Raw genomic sequence first — 14,440 nt, forward strand, 5'->3', positions numbered from 1 at the left:
ACGTCCTCCCAAAAGCTTCTCTTTTGGTCGTGCGATGATTACGCTTCCGAAGTCTTCCTTGTCCTGTCGCATTGTCGACACTAGTACGTCCTGTACGGCGGGGGTAGGCGCTGTAGCTAGACGTAGAAAAAGCTCTTGCTGATTTACATAGCAAGAGCTTTTTTGTTATTTAGAGATTATTCTCTGACTGTATTTTTTTGTATCGATGCTTCTTTCATTTAACCAATGATGGGTTTTTCCTGAAATGATTAATGGAGCTTGCTGCAACTCTGATACATTACTTGCACCTAATGCAGTAATGATCATCTTAATCTCATCCTGTATGATTTGAAGCTCTTCTATTAATGCTTCTATGCCTTTATTCATTAAAATACTAAGAACAAAGCCAGCCATTCCAACAGCCTCGGCTCCAAGGGCTATTGCTTTTGCAATATCAAGACTTGTCTGAACTCCCCCAGAACCTATAATAGATACATCTTTTGAGTTTTCTTTCGCTTCAATAATTGATACTGCAGTGGGAATACCCCATTCATTAAAAATGGATAGTTCTCTATTTCGCCGTTCATTTTCTATTCTAGCAAAATTAGTGCCGCCAAACCCTCCAACATCGACAGCCGAAACACCGATAGAACGCAGCATTAATACCGTTTCTCTACTCATTCCAAAGCCTACTTCTTTAACGATGATCGGTACATTAGCGGCCTTTACAATCGCTTCTAAACGGTGAAGGGCTGTTCGAAAGTCTCGGTCTCCTTCAGGCATTGTTAGTTCCTGAACTACATTTAAATGAATTTGCAATGCATCAGCATTAATCATGTCAATGGCGGCTTTTGCTTGGTCCACTGTTGCTTCACTGCCGAGGTTTCCAAAAATAATGCCGTCTGGATATTCCTTTCGAACGACTTCATAAGATTTTCTTTCTGAAGGATTCTTAAGAGCAGACATTTGCGAACCGACAGCAATTGCCATTCCCATTGCTTTTGCAGCCATTGCCAATTCACGATTAATTCGTAAAGTCTGCTCACCTCCACCGCCTGTCATCCCATTTATAAAAATTGGCGAACTTAAAGAAAGTTCGCCAATTTTTACATTTAAAGTTGCCTGATCTAATGAAGTATGAGGCATACTTTGGTGAATAAAGGTAATATCATCAAAACCTGATAGCCTTTTCTGCCCTGTAGTCAAAGCTAATTGAATATGATCCCATTTACGTTTTGATCTAGACACCATTTATCACCATTATCATTTTAAATTCTTTAATTGATCCCCAATCATTTCGCCGAGCTGAAATCCTTTTGATTCCTCTGGGAGTTCATAATCAGTAACATAATCTGGTTCTTTTTCCTGTAGCTCTTTAATGCTTAGAGATAAACGCTGTTCTTGTTCATTTGCGTCTAAAACTTTAACTTTGATTTCTTGACCTTCTTTTAACACTTCATGCGGAGTTGCAATATGTTTATGTGAAATTTGAGAAATATGAACAAGTCCTTCTACACCAGGGAAAAGCTCTACAAACGCACCATATGAAACAAGTCTTTTTACTACTCCGTCAAGCACACTACCCTTTGGAGCTTTTTCAGATATATTTGACCATGGTCCTGGCTGAGTTTCTTTAATTGATAAAGAAATTCGTCCACTTGCCCGATCAACACTTAGAACCTTTACTTGGACTTTTTGACCTTCTTCTACTACTTCTGAAGGGGTGCTCACATGCTCGTGAGAAAGCTGGGATATATGAACAAGTCCATCTATGCCGCCAATATCAACAAAAGCGCCAAAATCAGTAATTCTTTGAACAGTTCCTTCTAATTCCTGTCCTGCCTCTAAAGAATCAAGGATTTGATTTTTTTGCTTACCCTTTTCTTCCTCGACAACAGCCCGATGAGAGAGAATTAAACGATTTTTATCCTTTTCAAGCTCAACGATTTTAAAGGTCATTGTTTTTCCTTTGTAGTCTGAAAAATCCTCAACAAAGAAATCTTCAACTAATGAAGCAGGGATAAATCCTCTGACACCAAGGTCAACGACTAAACCGCCTTTAACAACATCCTTAATTTCAGCTTCGAAAATTACACCGTTATTAAATTTCTCTTCAAGATCAGCCCATGACTTTTCAGCATCTACTTTTCGTTTTGATAGAATTAATGCATCCTCTTCTACCTTTAAAACTTCAAGCTCCAGCTGATCTCCTTCTGAAACAGCATCACTTGCTTTCTCTACATGAAGACTTGATAATTCACTAATAGGGATAATTCCATCAAGCTTGCTATCATTGATGTTTACAATTACTTGCTTCTCTTCAACCTTTGTAACCTGGCCGGAAACCTTATCGCCAATTTCGAAATTTCTCACTTCAACTTGATTCATCTCTTCTGACATATGTATTCCTCCTTATTTGAAAGGCGGAAGCGCCTTCGCAATATCTAATGATAAAATTCGCCTTTTAACTAACTTCTTATAAACCACTTCTTTTGTCAAGTAAGAAGGTTTAGCTATTCTCATTTATCAGTTTGCGAATTTCACTCATAATTAATTCAGTCGTCTCCTCCACGGAAGCTTTCTTTTCACGTAAAGGAGCCATGTCTATCGGCTTTCCATAAACGACTTTCAATCTTTTAAAAGACTTATATGGACCTATAATAGCACATGGTACAATTGCAGCATCGGTACGAAGAGCAAAAAAACCGGCTCCTGCAAGCCCTTGACCCAACTCACCGGTTTTACTTCTTGTCCCTTCAGGAAATAAGCCCAAAACTTTTCCTTCTTTCAAAATAGCAAGTCCTTTTCTTAGAGCTTCCCTATCACTCATCCCCCTCTTAACTGGAAAGGCATTTAAATCAGGAAGAAGCTTCCCTAAAATAGGCACTCGAAACAATTCTTCCTTAGCCATAAAGTGTACTGCCCTTGGTGCATTGATACCGACTACAGGCGGATCAAAATTATGAATATGATTAGAACAGAGCAGAACACCGCCTTCTTTAGGGAAATGCTCTGTTCCAATTACTTCAAAGCGGTATATTGGCTTTAATATTCCATAAACGACTGATTTTGCAAAAGAGTATAAATTCACTGTCATCCGATCCTTTCATAAGCAAGCACCATGATTCTTTCAACAACCTGATCGATTGATAATGAGGTTGTGTCAATTTCGATTGCATCTGACGCCTTTTTCAATGGTGCAACTGCCCGTTCTGAATCTAATTTATCTCTTGTAGAGATTTCTTCTTTTAATTTCTCTAAATCGGATGGGTAGCCCTTTTGGATATTTTCAGTATGTCTGCGAATCGCTCGTTCATCAACAGATGCCAATAGGAAAATCTTAACCTCTGCTTTGGGCAGAACATGTGTCCCAATATCTCTGCCATCCATAACAACGCCGCCGTTTTCAGCAAAGCTTTTTTGTCTGGCGACCATTTCTTCTCTAACGAGTTTATGTTTTGCAACAATCGAAACGGAATTCGTTACTTCAGCAGTCCTAATTTCATTTGTAACATTTTTTCCGTCTAAATATATGAATTGACCATCATCACCTGGCAATAATTCAATGGTTGTCTCATTTAAAATATTCAACAAGCCTAGTTCATCCTCTAAGTCCATTTTCATATTTATGGCTTTATATGTTAAAGCTCTATACATAGCCCCTGTGTCGATATAAATATATGATAGTTTTTCAGCTGTAATTTTTGCAACAGTGCTTTTTCCTGCAGCAGCAGGTCCATCAATTGCAATAGAGATTTTTTTATTCATAGTGCCTCCCAAAAACAATTTCTCGTCCATTTTATTTTATCATATGATGGCATATATAAACGAATAAAACTATGATTACCTCTCTACATTGAAAAGCATTTATTAAAAATAAAAATAGCAGGCAAGCACCTGCTATCATTGCCCCCTGAATGTTTCAAGGAATTCCGTAAAGTTATTATCCGTGACACCTTCATATTGAGTAAGCTGTTTGAGTTCAGGAAAAATATTAAATTTATGAAAAAACAATTGGGTTATGAAGAGGAATAAGAACTGTATAATGACAACTTTTATTAGTATTCTTTCAATCGATTTCATAACGATCTCCCCGCATGGTTAATATATTTAAAGTATGCGAGTAATTTTTACTTTTTATTCCTATCTATTATATTTCTATCCCTTTTTTCTTATAGGCAAGCTGTCGGTCAAAACAGAAGCGAAGCAATACCTGTCTATCAGTCGGTGAAATATCAATAAATTGAAGAGAGATTAGCGATTTCCACTCATTGACTGCAACGATCCTGACAATTTTACTTTTTAGTTTTAAATAATGGGTTTCCCCATTTTGCATCGGAAGAACAAACCAACTATGGATCATCATATTTTGTGATAAAGGTCTCTTTCTGTCATTAATGATGGCAGCCCCCCCAGCACTAATGTCATCTGTAACCGTTACAAATGGAGCAAATTCCCATTCGATCGGATGAATAGCCGCATCCACTCCTGTTTCAATACGAACAAATTGCCGGCGCTGTATCTTAACAAGTTGTTCAATACCCGGATAGGATAATATAATCATTGGAATATTGCCTTTGACTTTTCTAAGTACCTCACATTCAAATAGATAAACAGACCCATCCCCTGAGATAAACGATCCTTTTAATTGTGTACCATCTATAAGAAAAACGGTTCTATTCGTATTCATATTTATCGGATAATCAATATATACCGAATTGTCCCCTTTTTCTAAAATTTTACATTTGTATTTCTCAACACTTTTCGAATACCTCGGTTCTAAAAAAAGTACATCACCAATTTTTATCATGCTGACCACACTTTCTCTGTCCATTTTCTTTCAATAGGATAATCTTGTCATTTTATTATGACATGTATACTAGTGTTTGTACATCGACATTTATATGCAAACAGAAAAGGAAAGGCTTAAGACCTTTCCTTAAAGAACATCTTCATAAATTGGTTCTGCATTTTTTAGTTTTTCAACAAGTTCTTCATGCCCATTTTCTGCATTAATAAAGATCCGGTACGTATCATTACCGAGTGTGCCAAGGAACTCATAACAGAGAACCTCTTTCCCTAAATCATTTTCAATAACTGCAAGCCTATTTTCCATAACTTTAACTTGAGGATTTATATCAGAACGAGCATTTTCAAGAGAAATGGCCGGTTTCTGAATGATTCTATTGTGGTTGCTTTTCAAATAGTTCCCTGCTGAAAACCCAACGATATTCCCATTATCTAATGCAACCTTTACTTTAATGGAGTCTGGATAAATTCTAATATCATCCTGCTTTGAAACGAAGTTAAATACTCCTGTATGATTGTACTGTGCACTTTCAAAAAGTTCCAAATCATTAAATCCATTATCATTCAGAAATTTAAGGGCTTGATTGCTTGCCTCATTCAAGCTTATTGTTTGTTTATTTATATCTCTTGAGAGAATAAACCAGATTGGATATCCGCCTTTTTTAGTAATATCCATGTTGGCTTCTTGTTTTGTTTTCTGATTCAAGATAGATACACTATAAAATCCATAATCAGAGCCTTTTCCATTCTCTGTCACTTGAACGGCAACATCATTATTAAAACCTGAATATTTTTTAGCAATATTGATTGCATCCTGCTGTGAAATCACCTTGCCTTTTATGTTTTTAAAATTGTTATCTTCCTTCTCTAAACTGACTTTTGTTGGGCCAAGATCCGTTTCTCCGTAGCCCTCGACTGTTTTTTCTACCGTTTTGAATCCGTCAATAATGGTATTATCAGCATTTTCTTTGCCTGTAGCAATTGCCATTTCTACATCCATCCAGCGAAGATTATTTTTGAGAACTAAGTGCTGCACTTTCCGTAATTCTTTCTGGATCTCAGCAGAGTTGGAATATAATTTTTTTAGGTTCTCATATTCTTTATCAGTTAATGGTTCCTTATCTAAATCCCTAACAGCCGTCCTGTAACTAAAATCACCAATATTTGCAAGAAACTCCTCTGTTTTATTAAATGGCAATAACGTTAACGGCAGCTGACCGACATTTGTATGTGCCTCTGATGTAAGTCTCCAAACATCAGCCAAACCTGGAGATAAGGATTTACGGGAATTCATTGCCAATGTTGTTCCGATCTTATCATGCAGTAAATCTACATTATACGTTAAGCTGTGGAAGGCATTCTGATAATTATTTTCCGCATTCATTAAGATTGCATTTTTTTCGCGATGCTCTTGGTATCCCCAAAATGCGGTTCCAGCTACACCTAATGAAAGTACGCCAATTAATATTCCTCTAATCAATATTCCTCACCTCTTTATTTGCAAAATATATGTTTCCCAATCCGCTTAATTTGCGGGCGTGTCCAGATCCATGCACTAGTTGCAGTATCAGGATTAAAATAATAAAGTGCCTGTCCTGTAGGGTCCCAGCCATTAATGGCATCAATAACAGCTTCTTTTGCTCTCTCATTAGGAGTAAGCCAAATCTGGCCATCTGCCACAGCAGTAAATGCTCCTGGTTCAAAAATTACGCCTGATACGGTATTCGGGAATGATGCACTGTTTACACGGTTCAAAATAACAGCCGCTACTGCCACTTGCCCTGTATATGGCTCTCCTCTTGCTTCACCATAAACAGCATTAGCCATTAATTGAATATCATTTTGCGAAAAACCGTTAGGCATATTAGCTGCTGTTGGTTTTTGGGCTGTTTGATTCTTTGCAGGAGCAGGCGTACTTTTTGCTGGTTTTTTTTGCGATTCGAGATTTACTCCCCCGTAATGAGTAAATTTATTGCCTTTGGCAATTTGCTCCTTTACAAATTGCTGATTATATTTAGATGCCTTGACGAGCTTGTTTTTCGTATCAGCTCCTGCCATCCCATCAATTTCGAGTCCAAATTCATATTGAAAATTTCTTAAAGCCCAATACGTTCCCCATCCAAATACCCCATCGATCTTTCCGTTGTAAAATCCTAAGTATTGCAGTCTTGACTGTAATTCAATTACATCATCTCCAACAGCTCCTTGCTGAATAACTTGATTGGTAAAAGCTGTTGCCCTCTGCTCGTTTCCACTCATAGGGACTAAAATCATACAAATAGAGACAATAAGAATTACTTTAGTAAACAAAAAGTTCTTTTTCATGAATCGTACCTCCAAAGTAAATCTTGATGACATTATCTCTATATTTTGTAGTAGCTGGTTTTTTATGCAAATCCCTTGTTATTTTTTGACGAATAAAAAAAACTCCTCATTTATGAATGAAGAGTTGCTTTTAGTAGTTTAGCTGGTTCTCTATATGTTTCGCGCTTAATTCGCGGGCCTTCTTAACCTTTCTTAATCCAAACCACCAAAGAAATATCATGAATGGGAACATAATGATCAGCCAATTTTCTTGGGTAATCAGGATGAAGTCATACGTACCGTGAAGAATAACAGGAAATAGGAAGGAAAGCATAAGCCATTTCGCCTTAGAGGTTGCTGAAAATTTCCCTTTTCCTATATAATAGCCCATAATAACACCAAATAAAGCATGACTGGAAACAGGCAGAAGCGCTCGGCCAATCGCATGCTCTAAGCCATAGGAAATAAGATACAAGATGTTTTCCAACGAAGCAAACCCTAATGATACAGATGCACCATATACAATACCATCATATGGTTCATCAAAATCAACATGCTGATAGACTGCATAAAACAGGATAAACCATTTAAAAAATTCTTCCAGCATCCCTGAAGAAAGAAATGCATTTATAAAGCTTGATTGTATATTGTACTCTGTTTCCAGAACATATTGAATAAACGCAATGGGGAAAACAAGAATTGCACCAAATAAAAAGGTCCTAAAAACTGTAAAAACCGGCTCAGAGCCATATTGATCTTTCAAATAAAAATAGCTTAATAGCGCTAATCCAGGGGCAATACCCGCAGATAAAATACCAAGCATGTACTGTCCTCTTTTCTATAAATTAATGAGGTCATTTCCCCAATATGCAGCTAAATTTCATCATTAGCAATGAATTTTTGTACCATTATCCATTACTTTTATCGTAACATGATGAAGGAAGAAAGAAAATGGATTATCAAATTTTGGAATAAGAAATATGTTAAATCTCTAAAATAGTAAACTTTCATTCAATTATACACTTTTTACACTAAATTAGTTTTATATTTTTGTAAATTTGGAGGTATTCAGTATGCAAAAGAAAAAAATTCTTGTTATACATACAGGCGGAACGATTTCAATGAGTGAAGATGCATCTACTGGAGCTGTTAAGCCGTCTGAAAGCAATCCGATTACGGAAAAAACGAAAGAACTGCTTACACTAGCAGACATTATTATCGAGGAGCCATTTCATCTTCCTTCCCCGCATATTACTCCTGTGGAAATGCTTATGCTGAAGGATCTAATTAATCGCTATTTAGAGAAAAAAGAAATCTCTGGAGTCGTAATTACACATGGAACAGATACACTAGAGGAAACAGCGTATTTCCTGCACTTAACAGTTCAGACTTCTCTGCCCATTGTCGTAACAGGTGCTATGAGGTCAAGCAATGAAATTGGTGCAGACGGCCTCTACAATTTAATTACTTCTATTAAAGTTGCTTCATGTGAAGAGGCAAAATATAAAGGAGTTCTTGTCGTATTGAACGATGAGATTCATACGGCAGAGAATGTTACGAAGACTCATACAAGTAATGTTTCCACCTTCCAAAGTCCTCAATATGGACCGATTGGAATTGTGACAAAAAGAGGCGTGTTTTTCCACCATCTGCCAACGAACAATGAATTTTATGACATTGATCATGTATCGACACGCGTTGCCTTAATAAAAGCACATGCTGGGATGGATTCAACACTTCTGTTTGCCATCCGTGACTTAAACTATCAGGGAGTAGTTATTGAGGCATTAGGTCAAGGTAATTTGCCGCCTGCAACAGTAGAAGGGATTAAGGTCCTTATAGAAAAAAACATACCTGTTGTCATCGTATCCAGATGCTTTAATGGAATAGCCCAAGACGTTTATAGTTATGAAGGCGGAGGAAAAAAACTTAAAGATTTAGGAGTCATTTTTTCCAATGGCTTAAATGGTCAGAAAGCACGAATCAAACTGCTCGTTGGTTTAGCCACCACCAATAGCAGTAAAAAAATTGAAGAGATGTTCATGGTTTAATGGTGAATGTAAAAGAAATCGGCGAAAAATGCCGATTTCTTTTTTACTTCTTATATTCTTTATTGACGATTGCCTTTGCAATTAAATCACCATGAAACCGGCCATTTTCAATAAAAATTTCATTCGCATTATTGCCAGCAGCAATGACACCAGCAATATAAATCCCTTCGACATTTGTTTCCATTGTCTCAATATTAAATACCGGCCTTCCTGTCTCGGAATCAATATGGACTCCCATCGCTTGCAGAAAGTGATGGTCTGGATGGTAGCCTGTCATGGCAAATACAAAATCATTTTTTATCTCAAAACGTTCTTCTTTTACTGTATAAATCACTTTATCGTTTAAAATCTCCTTCACATGCGCATTGAATTCCATTTTGATCACCCCATTACGGATTAGGGAATCAAACTCAGGCAAGATCCATGGCTTTACACTTGGTGAATATTCGCTTCCCCTATAAATAACTGTAACTCTCGCACCAGCTTTCACTAATTCTAATGCAGCATCCACACTAGAATTTTTTCCGCCTACTACTATGACATCTTTATCAAAATACGGATGGGCTTCTTTAAAATAATGAAATACCTTAGGCAATCCTTCACCTGGAACATTCATGTAATTCGGATGATCATAATAGCCTGTTGCAATTATTACATTCTTCGACCTGTATTCATCCTTATCTGTCATTACTAAAAATCCGCTTTCTTGTTTCGTAACCGACAAAACCTTTTCGTAAGCATTTATTTGGATTTTTTTTCGTTTAACAACTTCTCGATAATAGGACAATGCTTCGTTTCTTCTTGGTTTATAGTCAACTGTAATAAAAGGCACTCCGCCAATTTCCAGCTTTTCACTAGTACTAAAAAAAGTTTGATGTGTTGGATAATGGTAAATGGCATTAACGATATTTCCTTTTTCAATCACAAGCGGATTCATTCCTATTTCCTGAAGAGAAATCACAGCTGCTAACCCACACGGACCTCCCCCTACAATAATTGCTTCTTCACATTTCATTTTTAGTTCTCCCTTCAATAAATAAAAATCTCCCATCAAATATGATAGGAGATTTTTCATTAAGATTCAAATAATGAACTTATACCCAGCCGCGGAATCTTGATGCCTCAGCCATTTTGCGCACGCCAACCATATAAGCAGCAAGACGCATATCTACACGGCGGGATTGTGAAGTTTCATAAATATTATTAAAGGATTGTACTAAAATCTTTTCAAGCTTTTCTGCAATTTCTTCTTCTGACCAGTAGTAGCCTTGGTTATTTTGCACCCACTCGAAGTAAGAAACTGTAACACCGCCTGCAGACGCTAATACATCTGGAACGAGAAGAATTCCACGCTCAGTTAAAATTTGCGTAGCCTCTAATGTAGTTGGCCCATTTGCTGCTTCTACTACAATTTTCGCTTTAATGTTATGTGCGTTTTCATCCGTAATTTGGTTTTCAATTGCAGCTGGAACTAAAATATCACAGTCTAATTCTAAAAGCTCTTTATTTGTAATTGTATCATTAAATAAATTAGTTACTGTTCCGAAGCTATCGCGGCGGTCTAATAAATAATCAATATCAAGTCCATTAGGATCATGTAATGCACCGTAAGCATCAGAAATACCAATCACTTTTGCACCAGCGTCATGAAGGAACTTAGATAAGAAGCTTCCTGCGTTACCAAAGCCTTGAACTACAACACGAGCACCTTCTAATTCAATGCCGCGCTTCTTAGCAGCTTCTCTAATACAAATTGTTACCCCTTTAGCTGTTGCTGTCTCACGGCCGTGAGATCCACCTAGTACTAATGGCTTTCCAGTAATAAAGCCTGGTGAATTAAATTCATCCATTCTGCTGTACTCGTCCATCATCCATGCCATAATTTGTGAATTTGTAAATACATCTGGCGCTGGAATGTCTTTTGTAGGTCCAACGATTTGGCTTATGGCACGTACATATCCACGGCTCAAAGCTTCTAATTCACGGAATGACATATTACGCGGGTCGCAGATAATACCGCCCTTACCACCGCCATATGGCAAATCAACAATACCACATTTTAAACTCATCCAAATCGATAGAGCTTTAACTTCCTTTTCAGTAACACCAGGATGGAAACGAATTCCACCTTTTGTAGGCCCAACCGCATCATTATGCTGTGCCCGGTAGCCGGTAAAGACTTTAACTGTTCCATCATCCATCCGGACTGGGATTTTAACTGTCATCATTCGAAGAGGCTCTTTTAATAATTCAAACACCTCATCAGAATAACCTAGCTTTTCCAAAGCCTTATGAATAACCGTTTGCGTTGACTTTAATACGTCAAGCTTGTCTTCTTTTTTAGTATCAGTACCATGATTGGCTACCATTAGTAAACCTCCTAGAAATCACTATCATTTGTTGTTCGCTTCCATGCAATAGTATACACCTTTGATTAATATATGCAAGATAGTAGAAATATTTTTCCGCATTTTTTGATAATTTTATGTAACCGTTTTTACTATTGTTTTATTAAGGAAAAAATCATTTTTTAAATAAACGGCAGATTAGTTTGGAAAGGGAGAAAACGATCCTCCCTCCTCTATTAATTACGAAAGAAATGCATAAGTTTCTCCACAGCCTGATCTTTCATTATTTCCGTTCCATATTCTTCTACCACATGAATACTTATAATAGCTGGATTCCCATACTCCGCTATAATAGCTATAAGTTTATTTTTATCGTCCGGATTTTGGTTTTTCAGATGAATATAATAATGATTATTATAAGCATACAAGCTTGTGTTTGTTATGTTTAATATATGAAGACGCCTTGCCAGCTGAATGACATTTTCGAAGTCTTCCAATTCAAAGAATAATTCCTCGCTGCCATCCATGATAACCTGCATTTCTATAAAGCCATCTTGAAGCAGTTCCTCATCATTCTGATCCTCCATCGTTACGATCATAATCATCCCTTGTGCCTGCATGGAGAATATCTCTACTGCAACAGAGCCTTGAATTTCTACCCCAAATTCTTCACTTGCCTCTTCAAGCATATCATGGAAAAGCTGATGCCATTTCATCGAATCCTTCCAAATATCTTCTTTCGTTAGCCCTCTTTCCGATAAATCATCTTGAGTTAGAAAAATTTTGATTTTGTTATAATTTAAACGTTCTAAGCGCATGTAACTGCCCCCTGCCGTGAACTAACTCTTTTATTTAGTGTATGACAGAAACAAAGGATGGTGAGTCGTCTAAGTTATTTACCTTATGCGCTTTAATTTGCCTTTACCTCATTACTGCAAAGAAGACAAGCATAGGCCTCCCCTAATTCCCATTATTTAACGTGATTAAATGTGTTTCTGCTTTTGCTCCTAATCTTAATGGCAAAGCGGTTGTTCCATAACCATTACTTATTAATAATGTCGTTTCCTTTCGTTTTTTTATACCCCCTTTTTCATAAGGACTGTAGCCCAAAATATGTATTTGCCCTCCATGTGTATGACCGCTTAACACTAAGGATATTTGATGTTCTTTTTTTATTTTGCTCATAATTTGAGGACTATGGCTTACTAAAACTCTAAAGCCTGTTTGACCCGCATCAAGTAAAGCGAGATCAAGTCTATCGCGTTTTTTACTCATATCGTCAACACCTAACAATATGAATTTATCACCTGTTTCTGATTCAAAGAATACTGCAGTATTATCAAGAACCTTAACGCCAAAATCCAAAAATATAGTATCTAGCTCACGAAAATTTACTTCGTAATCATTATTGCCCCATACAAAATAAACAGGGCCTAATGTTTTTAGTTTAGCTAAATTTTCTTTTACTCTTTGAAGCGGAACTCCTTTTTCAACTAAGTCGCCGCCAATAATAATGATATTTGGTTTCAATAAACGAACTTCCTCAATAATTTTATCTGAGATGACTCTCTTATGTATGTCAGAAATGAAAAAAATCTTGACTTCACCAAAGCTTGCTGGAAATTCTTTGAAGGACAGATCATTTAATATGACTCGATCTGCATTCGCTTCCCTATACATAAATGCAATAAACCCTATTCCTATTAATACTAAAATGATAACTATTGTAAAAATCATAATGCTCCTGCCCCGCAATCTGTTATCTATACTTTTGCTAGTTTAAGTTCCTCGAAATCTATAGAAATAATACCATAAAGAATAGAAAAACAGAAAAATACAACTGTTTGCCAAAATCCTAATAAGAATAAGGTGATAAAGCCTGCCAGAAAAAACAAAGAAAACAATAAATTAAATAGCGTTGTCTTGCGTTTCATAAATAACTGAACTGTTTGGATGACCTCTTCACCAATCAACTCAGCATTTGTCAGAAAGCCAATAATGAAGACAACTGCAGAAGCAAAAAATGGAACTGGCTCCAAAATGCAAGCAGCCAAAATTTCCGTAAGCCCTGATGGAACACTAATTGGAAACCACTCAATAAAAAGTAAACCACAAAGGAAGCCGCCAATAAGCTGAACTGTTTTACGCAACAAGAAAATCCCTCCCATAAAATTGTATGAGGGGGATTATTCTTTATTGCTTTGATTTATTATTCAATCGGACAACTATTACTCTTCATGAACATCAAGAATTCTGAATCCTGAATCCTCAAGCTTTTCGAGGAATTTCTTTATATTGTCTTTCTTCTCTACCTTCATTACAATCCTGCGTACTAGTTTATCTGTTTCGTCAAATGTGACGATCGAAATGATCTGTTCATGAAACTGACGGGCAATCTCAGATAATCTCGCTAATCTGCCTTCTGTTTCAGAAGCGGTAAACGCAATTCTAACACCTGGTTTGTTCATACCGAATGCAGATTGAAACTGGGCAAGAACATCAAAACGCGTTACGACCCCTAAAAACCTTTGCTTCTCATCAAGAACAGCCAATAGCGGAAAGTCCTTTAAACTTAGCAAGGTTTTTTCGAAGATCTCATTCCCCTTAAGATATTGATCCTGATGTGTAGCGATGTCTTCTGCCTTCGTATTCTGTAAAAAATCTTCCTTTATTTGTTTAGATTTAAAGTAATTTTCATAGATCCCATATCTGGTAATCATTCCGACATAGTTGTCACCATTTAAAACTGGCAAACCATCGATTTGATGCTCCTCTAATTTGTCAAGGGTTTCTTTAATTGTTGATTCATGATTAATTGTATAACTAGAATATTTAGGAATCATAACGCTTTTTACAAACATTCCACTCACCCCAGAGAATTATTTACGATAATGTATTAAATATTCGATAACAGCCATTAATATACCTTCATAATCAAACATGATTGCA

Annotated in this window: 16 protein-coding genes; 1 reads left to right on the forward strand and 15 read right to left on the reverse strand. The window is 36.7% G+C overall.

Translation table 11 applies throughout. The features are described 5' to 3' along the window. Window positions 1-165: 165 nt before the first annotated feature. From fni to prsW, 9 genes are all read right to left on the reverse strand, one after another. Window positions 166-1,227 (reverse strand): type 2 isopentenyl-diphosphate Delta-isomerase, encoded by a 1,062-nt coding sequence (gene fni / locus V7127_RS13990; protein WP_335486950.1) that lies wholly within the window; start codon window positions 1,225-1,227, stop codon window positions 166-168. 15 nt (window positions 1,228-1,242) lie between these two features. Further along, window positions 1,243-2,379 (reverse strand): 30S ribosomal protein S1, encoded by a 1,137-nt coding sequence (gene rpsA / locus V7127_RS13995; protein ID WP_335346401.1) that lies wholly within the window; start codon window positions 2,377-2,379, stop codon window positions 1,243-1,245. Window positions 2,380-2,488: 109 nt separating this feature from the next. After that, window positions 2,489-3,070 carry a lysophospholipid acyltransferase family protein gene (locus V7127_RS14000; protein WP_335487292.1) on the reverse strand — a complete coding sequence of 194 codons (582 nt, stop codon included), beginning with the start codon at window positions 3,068-3,070 and terminating at the stop codon, window positions 2,489-2,491. Between the two features lie 2 nt (window positions 3,071-3,072). Beyond that, window positions 3,073-3,747, reverse strand: a complete 675-nt coding sequence (gene cmk / locus V7127_RS14005) for a (d)CMP kinase (RefSeq protein ID WP_335486953.1) — start codon at window positions 3,745-3,747, stop codon at window positions 3,073-3,075. Window positions 3,748-3,882: 135 nt separating this feature from the next. Then, complete coding sequence (locus tag V7127_RS14010) at window positions 3,883-4,062, reverse strand: YpfB family protein (protein WP_066294227.1); 180 nt, start codon at window positions 4,060-4,062, stop codon at window positions 3,883-3,885. A 67-nt stretch (window positions 4,063-4,129) separates the two neighbouring features. Further along, window positions 4,130-4,789 carry a flagellar brake protein gene (locus tag V7127_RS14015; RefSeq protein WP_335486956.1) on the reverse strand — a complete coding sequence of 220 codons (660 nt, stop codon included), beginning with the start codon at window positions 4,787-4,789 and terminating at the stop codon, window positions 4,130-4,132. Window positions 4,790-4,918: 129 nt separating this feature from the next. Further along, the gene (gene ypeB / locus V7127_RS14020; protein ID WP_335486959.1) at window positions 4,919-6,268 is read right to left on the reverse strand and encodes a germination protein YpeB; all 1,350 of its coding nucleotides are present in this window, start codon (window positions 6,266-6,268) and stop codon (window positions 4,919-4,921) included. Window positions 6,269-6,282: 14 nt separating this feature from the next. After that, window positions 6,283-7,113: a spore cortex-lytic enzyme gene (gene sleB / locus V7127_RS14025; RefSeq protein ID WP_335346396.1), complete on the reverse strand. Its 831-nt coding sequence runs from the start codon at window positions 7,111-7,113 to the stop codon at window positions 6,283-6,285. Between the two features lie 130 nt (window positions 7,114-7,243). Continuing rightward, window positions 7,244-7,915, reverse strand: a complete 672-nt coding sequence (gene prsW / locus V7127_RS14030) for a glutamic-type intramembrane protease PrsW (RefSeq protein ID WP_335486962.1) — start codon at window positions 7,913-7,915, stop codon at window positions 7,244-7,246. 250 nt (window positions 7,916-8,165) lie between these two features. On the opposite strand from prsW, the gene V7127_RS14035 reads away from it, so the two are divergent. Then, window positions 8,166-9,143 (forward strand): asparaginase, encoded by a 978-nt coding sequence (locus V7127_RS14035; protein WP_335486965.1) that lies wholly within the window; start codon window positions 8,166-8,168, stop codon window positions 9,141-9,143. Window positions 9,144-9,186: 43 nt separating this feature from the next. Here the strand turns inward: V7127_RS14035 and V7127_RS14040 are convergent, their stop codons facing one another. The 6 genes from V7127_RS14040 to V7127_RS14065 all read right to left on the reverse strand — a co-directional run bounded on the left by V7127_RS14040 (window position 9,187) and on the right by V7127_RS14065 (window position 14,352). Further along, window positions 9,187-10,158, reverse strand: a complete 972-nt coding sequence (locus tag V7127_RS14040) for a YpdA family putative bacillithiol disulfide reductase (RefSeq protein WP_335486968.1) — start codon at window positions 10,156-10,158, stop codon at window positions 9,187-9,189. Between the two features lie 79 nt (window positions 10,159-10,237). After that, the gene (locus V7127_RS14045) at window positions 10,238-11,512 is read right to left on the reverse strand and encodes a Glu/Leu/Phe/Val family dehydrogenase (RefSeq protein ID WP_066294204.1); all 1,275 of its coding nucleotides are present in this window, start codon (window positions 11,510-11,512) and stop codon (window positions 10,238-10,240) included. A 215-nt stretch (window positions 11,513-11,727) separates the two neighbouring features. Then, a complete protein-coding gene (locus V7127_RS14050; protein ID WP_335353854.1) occupies window positions 11,728-12,309 on the reverse strand; it encodes a genetic competence negative regulator in 582 nt (193 codons plus the stop codon). A gap of 142 nt (window positions 12,310-12,451) precedes the next feature. Beyond that, window positions 12,452-13,228, reverse strand: a complete 777-nt coding sequence (locus tag V7127_RS14055; RefSeq protein WP_335486971.1) for a metallophosphoesterase — start codon at window positions 13,226-13,228, stop codon at window positions 12,452-12,454. A gap of 26 nt (window positions 13,229-13,254) precedes the next feature. Beyond that, window positions 13,255-13,644: a hypothetical protein gene (locus tag V7127_RS14060; RefSeq protein ID WP_335486974.1), complete on the reverse strand. Its 390-nt coding sequence runs from the start codon at window positions 13,642-13,644 to the stop codon at window positions 13,255-13,257. A gap of 75 nt (window positions 13,645-13,719) precedes the next feature. After that, complete coding sequence (locus V7127_RS14065; protein ID WP_335346389.1) at window positions 13,720-14,352, reverse strand: CBS domain-containing protein; 633 nt, start codon at window positions 14,350-14,352, stop codon at window positions 13,720-13,722. Window positions 14,353-14,440 lie beyond the last annotated feature (88 nt).

The organism is Bacillus sp. JJ1773, assembly GCF_036962035.1.
Lineage (GTDB): Bacteria > Bacillota > Bacilli > Bacillales > Cytobacillaceae > Cytobacillus.

Bases quoted from the DNA above. Each gene is read 5' to 3' on its own strand.
- V7127_RS14055 (WP_335486971.1), bottom strand. From the start codon at position 13,228: ATGATTTTTACAATAGTTATCATTTTAGTATTAATAGGAATAGGGTTT.
- V7127_RS14045 (WP_066294204.1), bottom strand. From the start codon at position 11,512: ATGGTAGCCAATCATGGTACTGATACTAAAAAAGAAGACAAGCTTGAC.
- sleB (WP_335346396.1), bottom strand. From the start codon at position 7,113: ATGAAAAAGAACTTTTTGTTTACTAAAGTAATTCTTATTGTCTCTATT.
- cmk (WP_335486953.1), bottom strand. From the start codon at position 3,747: ATGAATAAAAAAATCTCTATTGCAATTGATGGACCTGCTGCTGCAGGA.
- V7127_RS14035 (WP_335486965.1), top strand. From the start codon at position 8,166: ATGCAAAAGAAAAAAATTCTTGTTATACATACAGGCGGAACGATTTCA.
- V7127_RS14050 (WP_335353854.1), bottom strand. From the start codon at position 12,309: ATGCGCTTAGAACGTTTAAATTATAACAAAATCAAAATTTTTCTAACT.
- V7127_RS14040 (WP_335486968.1), bottom strand. From the start codon at position 10,158: ATGAAATGTGAAGAAGCAATTATTGTAGGGGGAGGTCCGTGTGGGTTA.
- V7127_RS14065 (WP_335346389.1), bottom strand. From the start codon at position 14,352: ATGTTTGTAAAAAGCGTTATGATTCCTAAATATTCTAGTTATACAATT.
- V7127_RS14010 (WP_066294227.1), bottom strand. From the start codon at position 4,062: ATGAAATCGATTGAAAGAATACTAATAAAAGTTGTCATTATACAGTTC.
- prsW (WP_335486962.1), bottom strand. From the start codon at position 7,915: ATGCTTGGTATTTTATCTGCGGGTATTGCCCCTGGATTAGCGCTATTA.
- V7127_RS14015 (WP_335486956.1), bottom strand. From the start codon at position 4,789: ATGATAAAAATTGGTGATGTACTTTTTTTAGAACCGAGGTATTCGAAA.
- rpsA (WP_335346401.1), bottom strand. From the start codon at position 2,379: ATGTCAGAAGAGATGAATCAAGTTGAAGTGAGAAATTTCGAAATTGGC.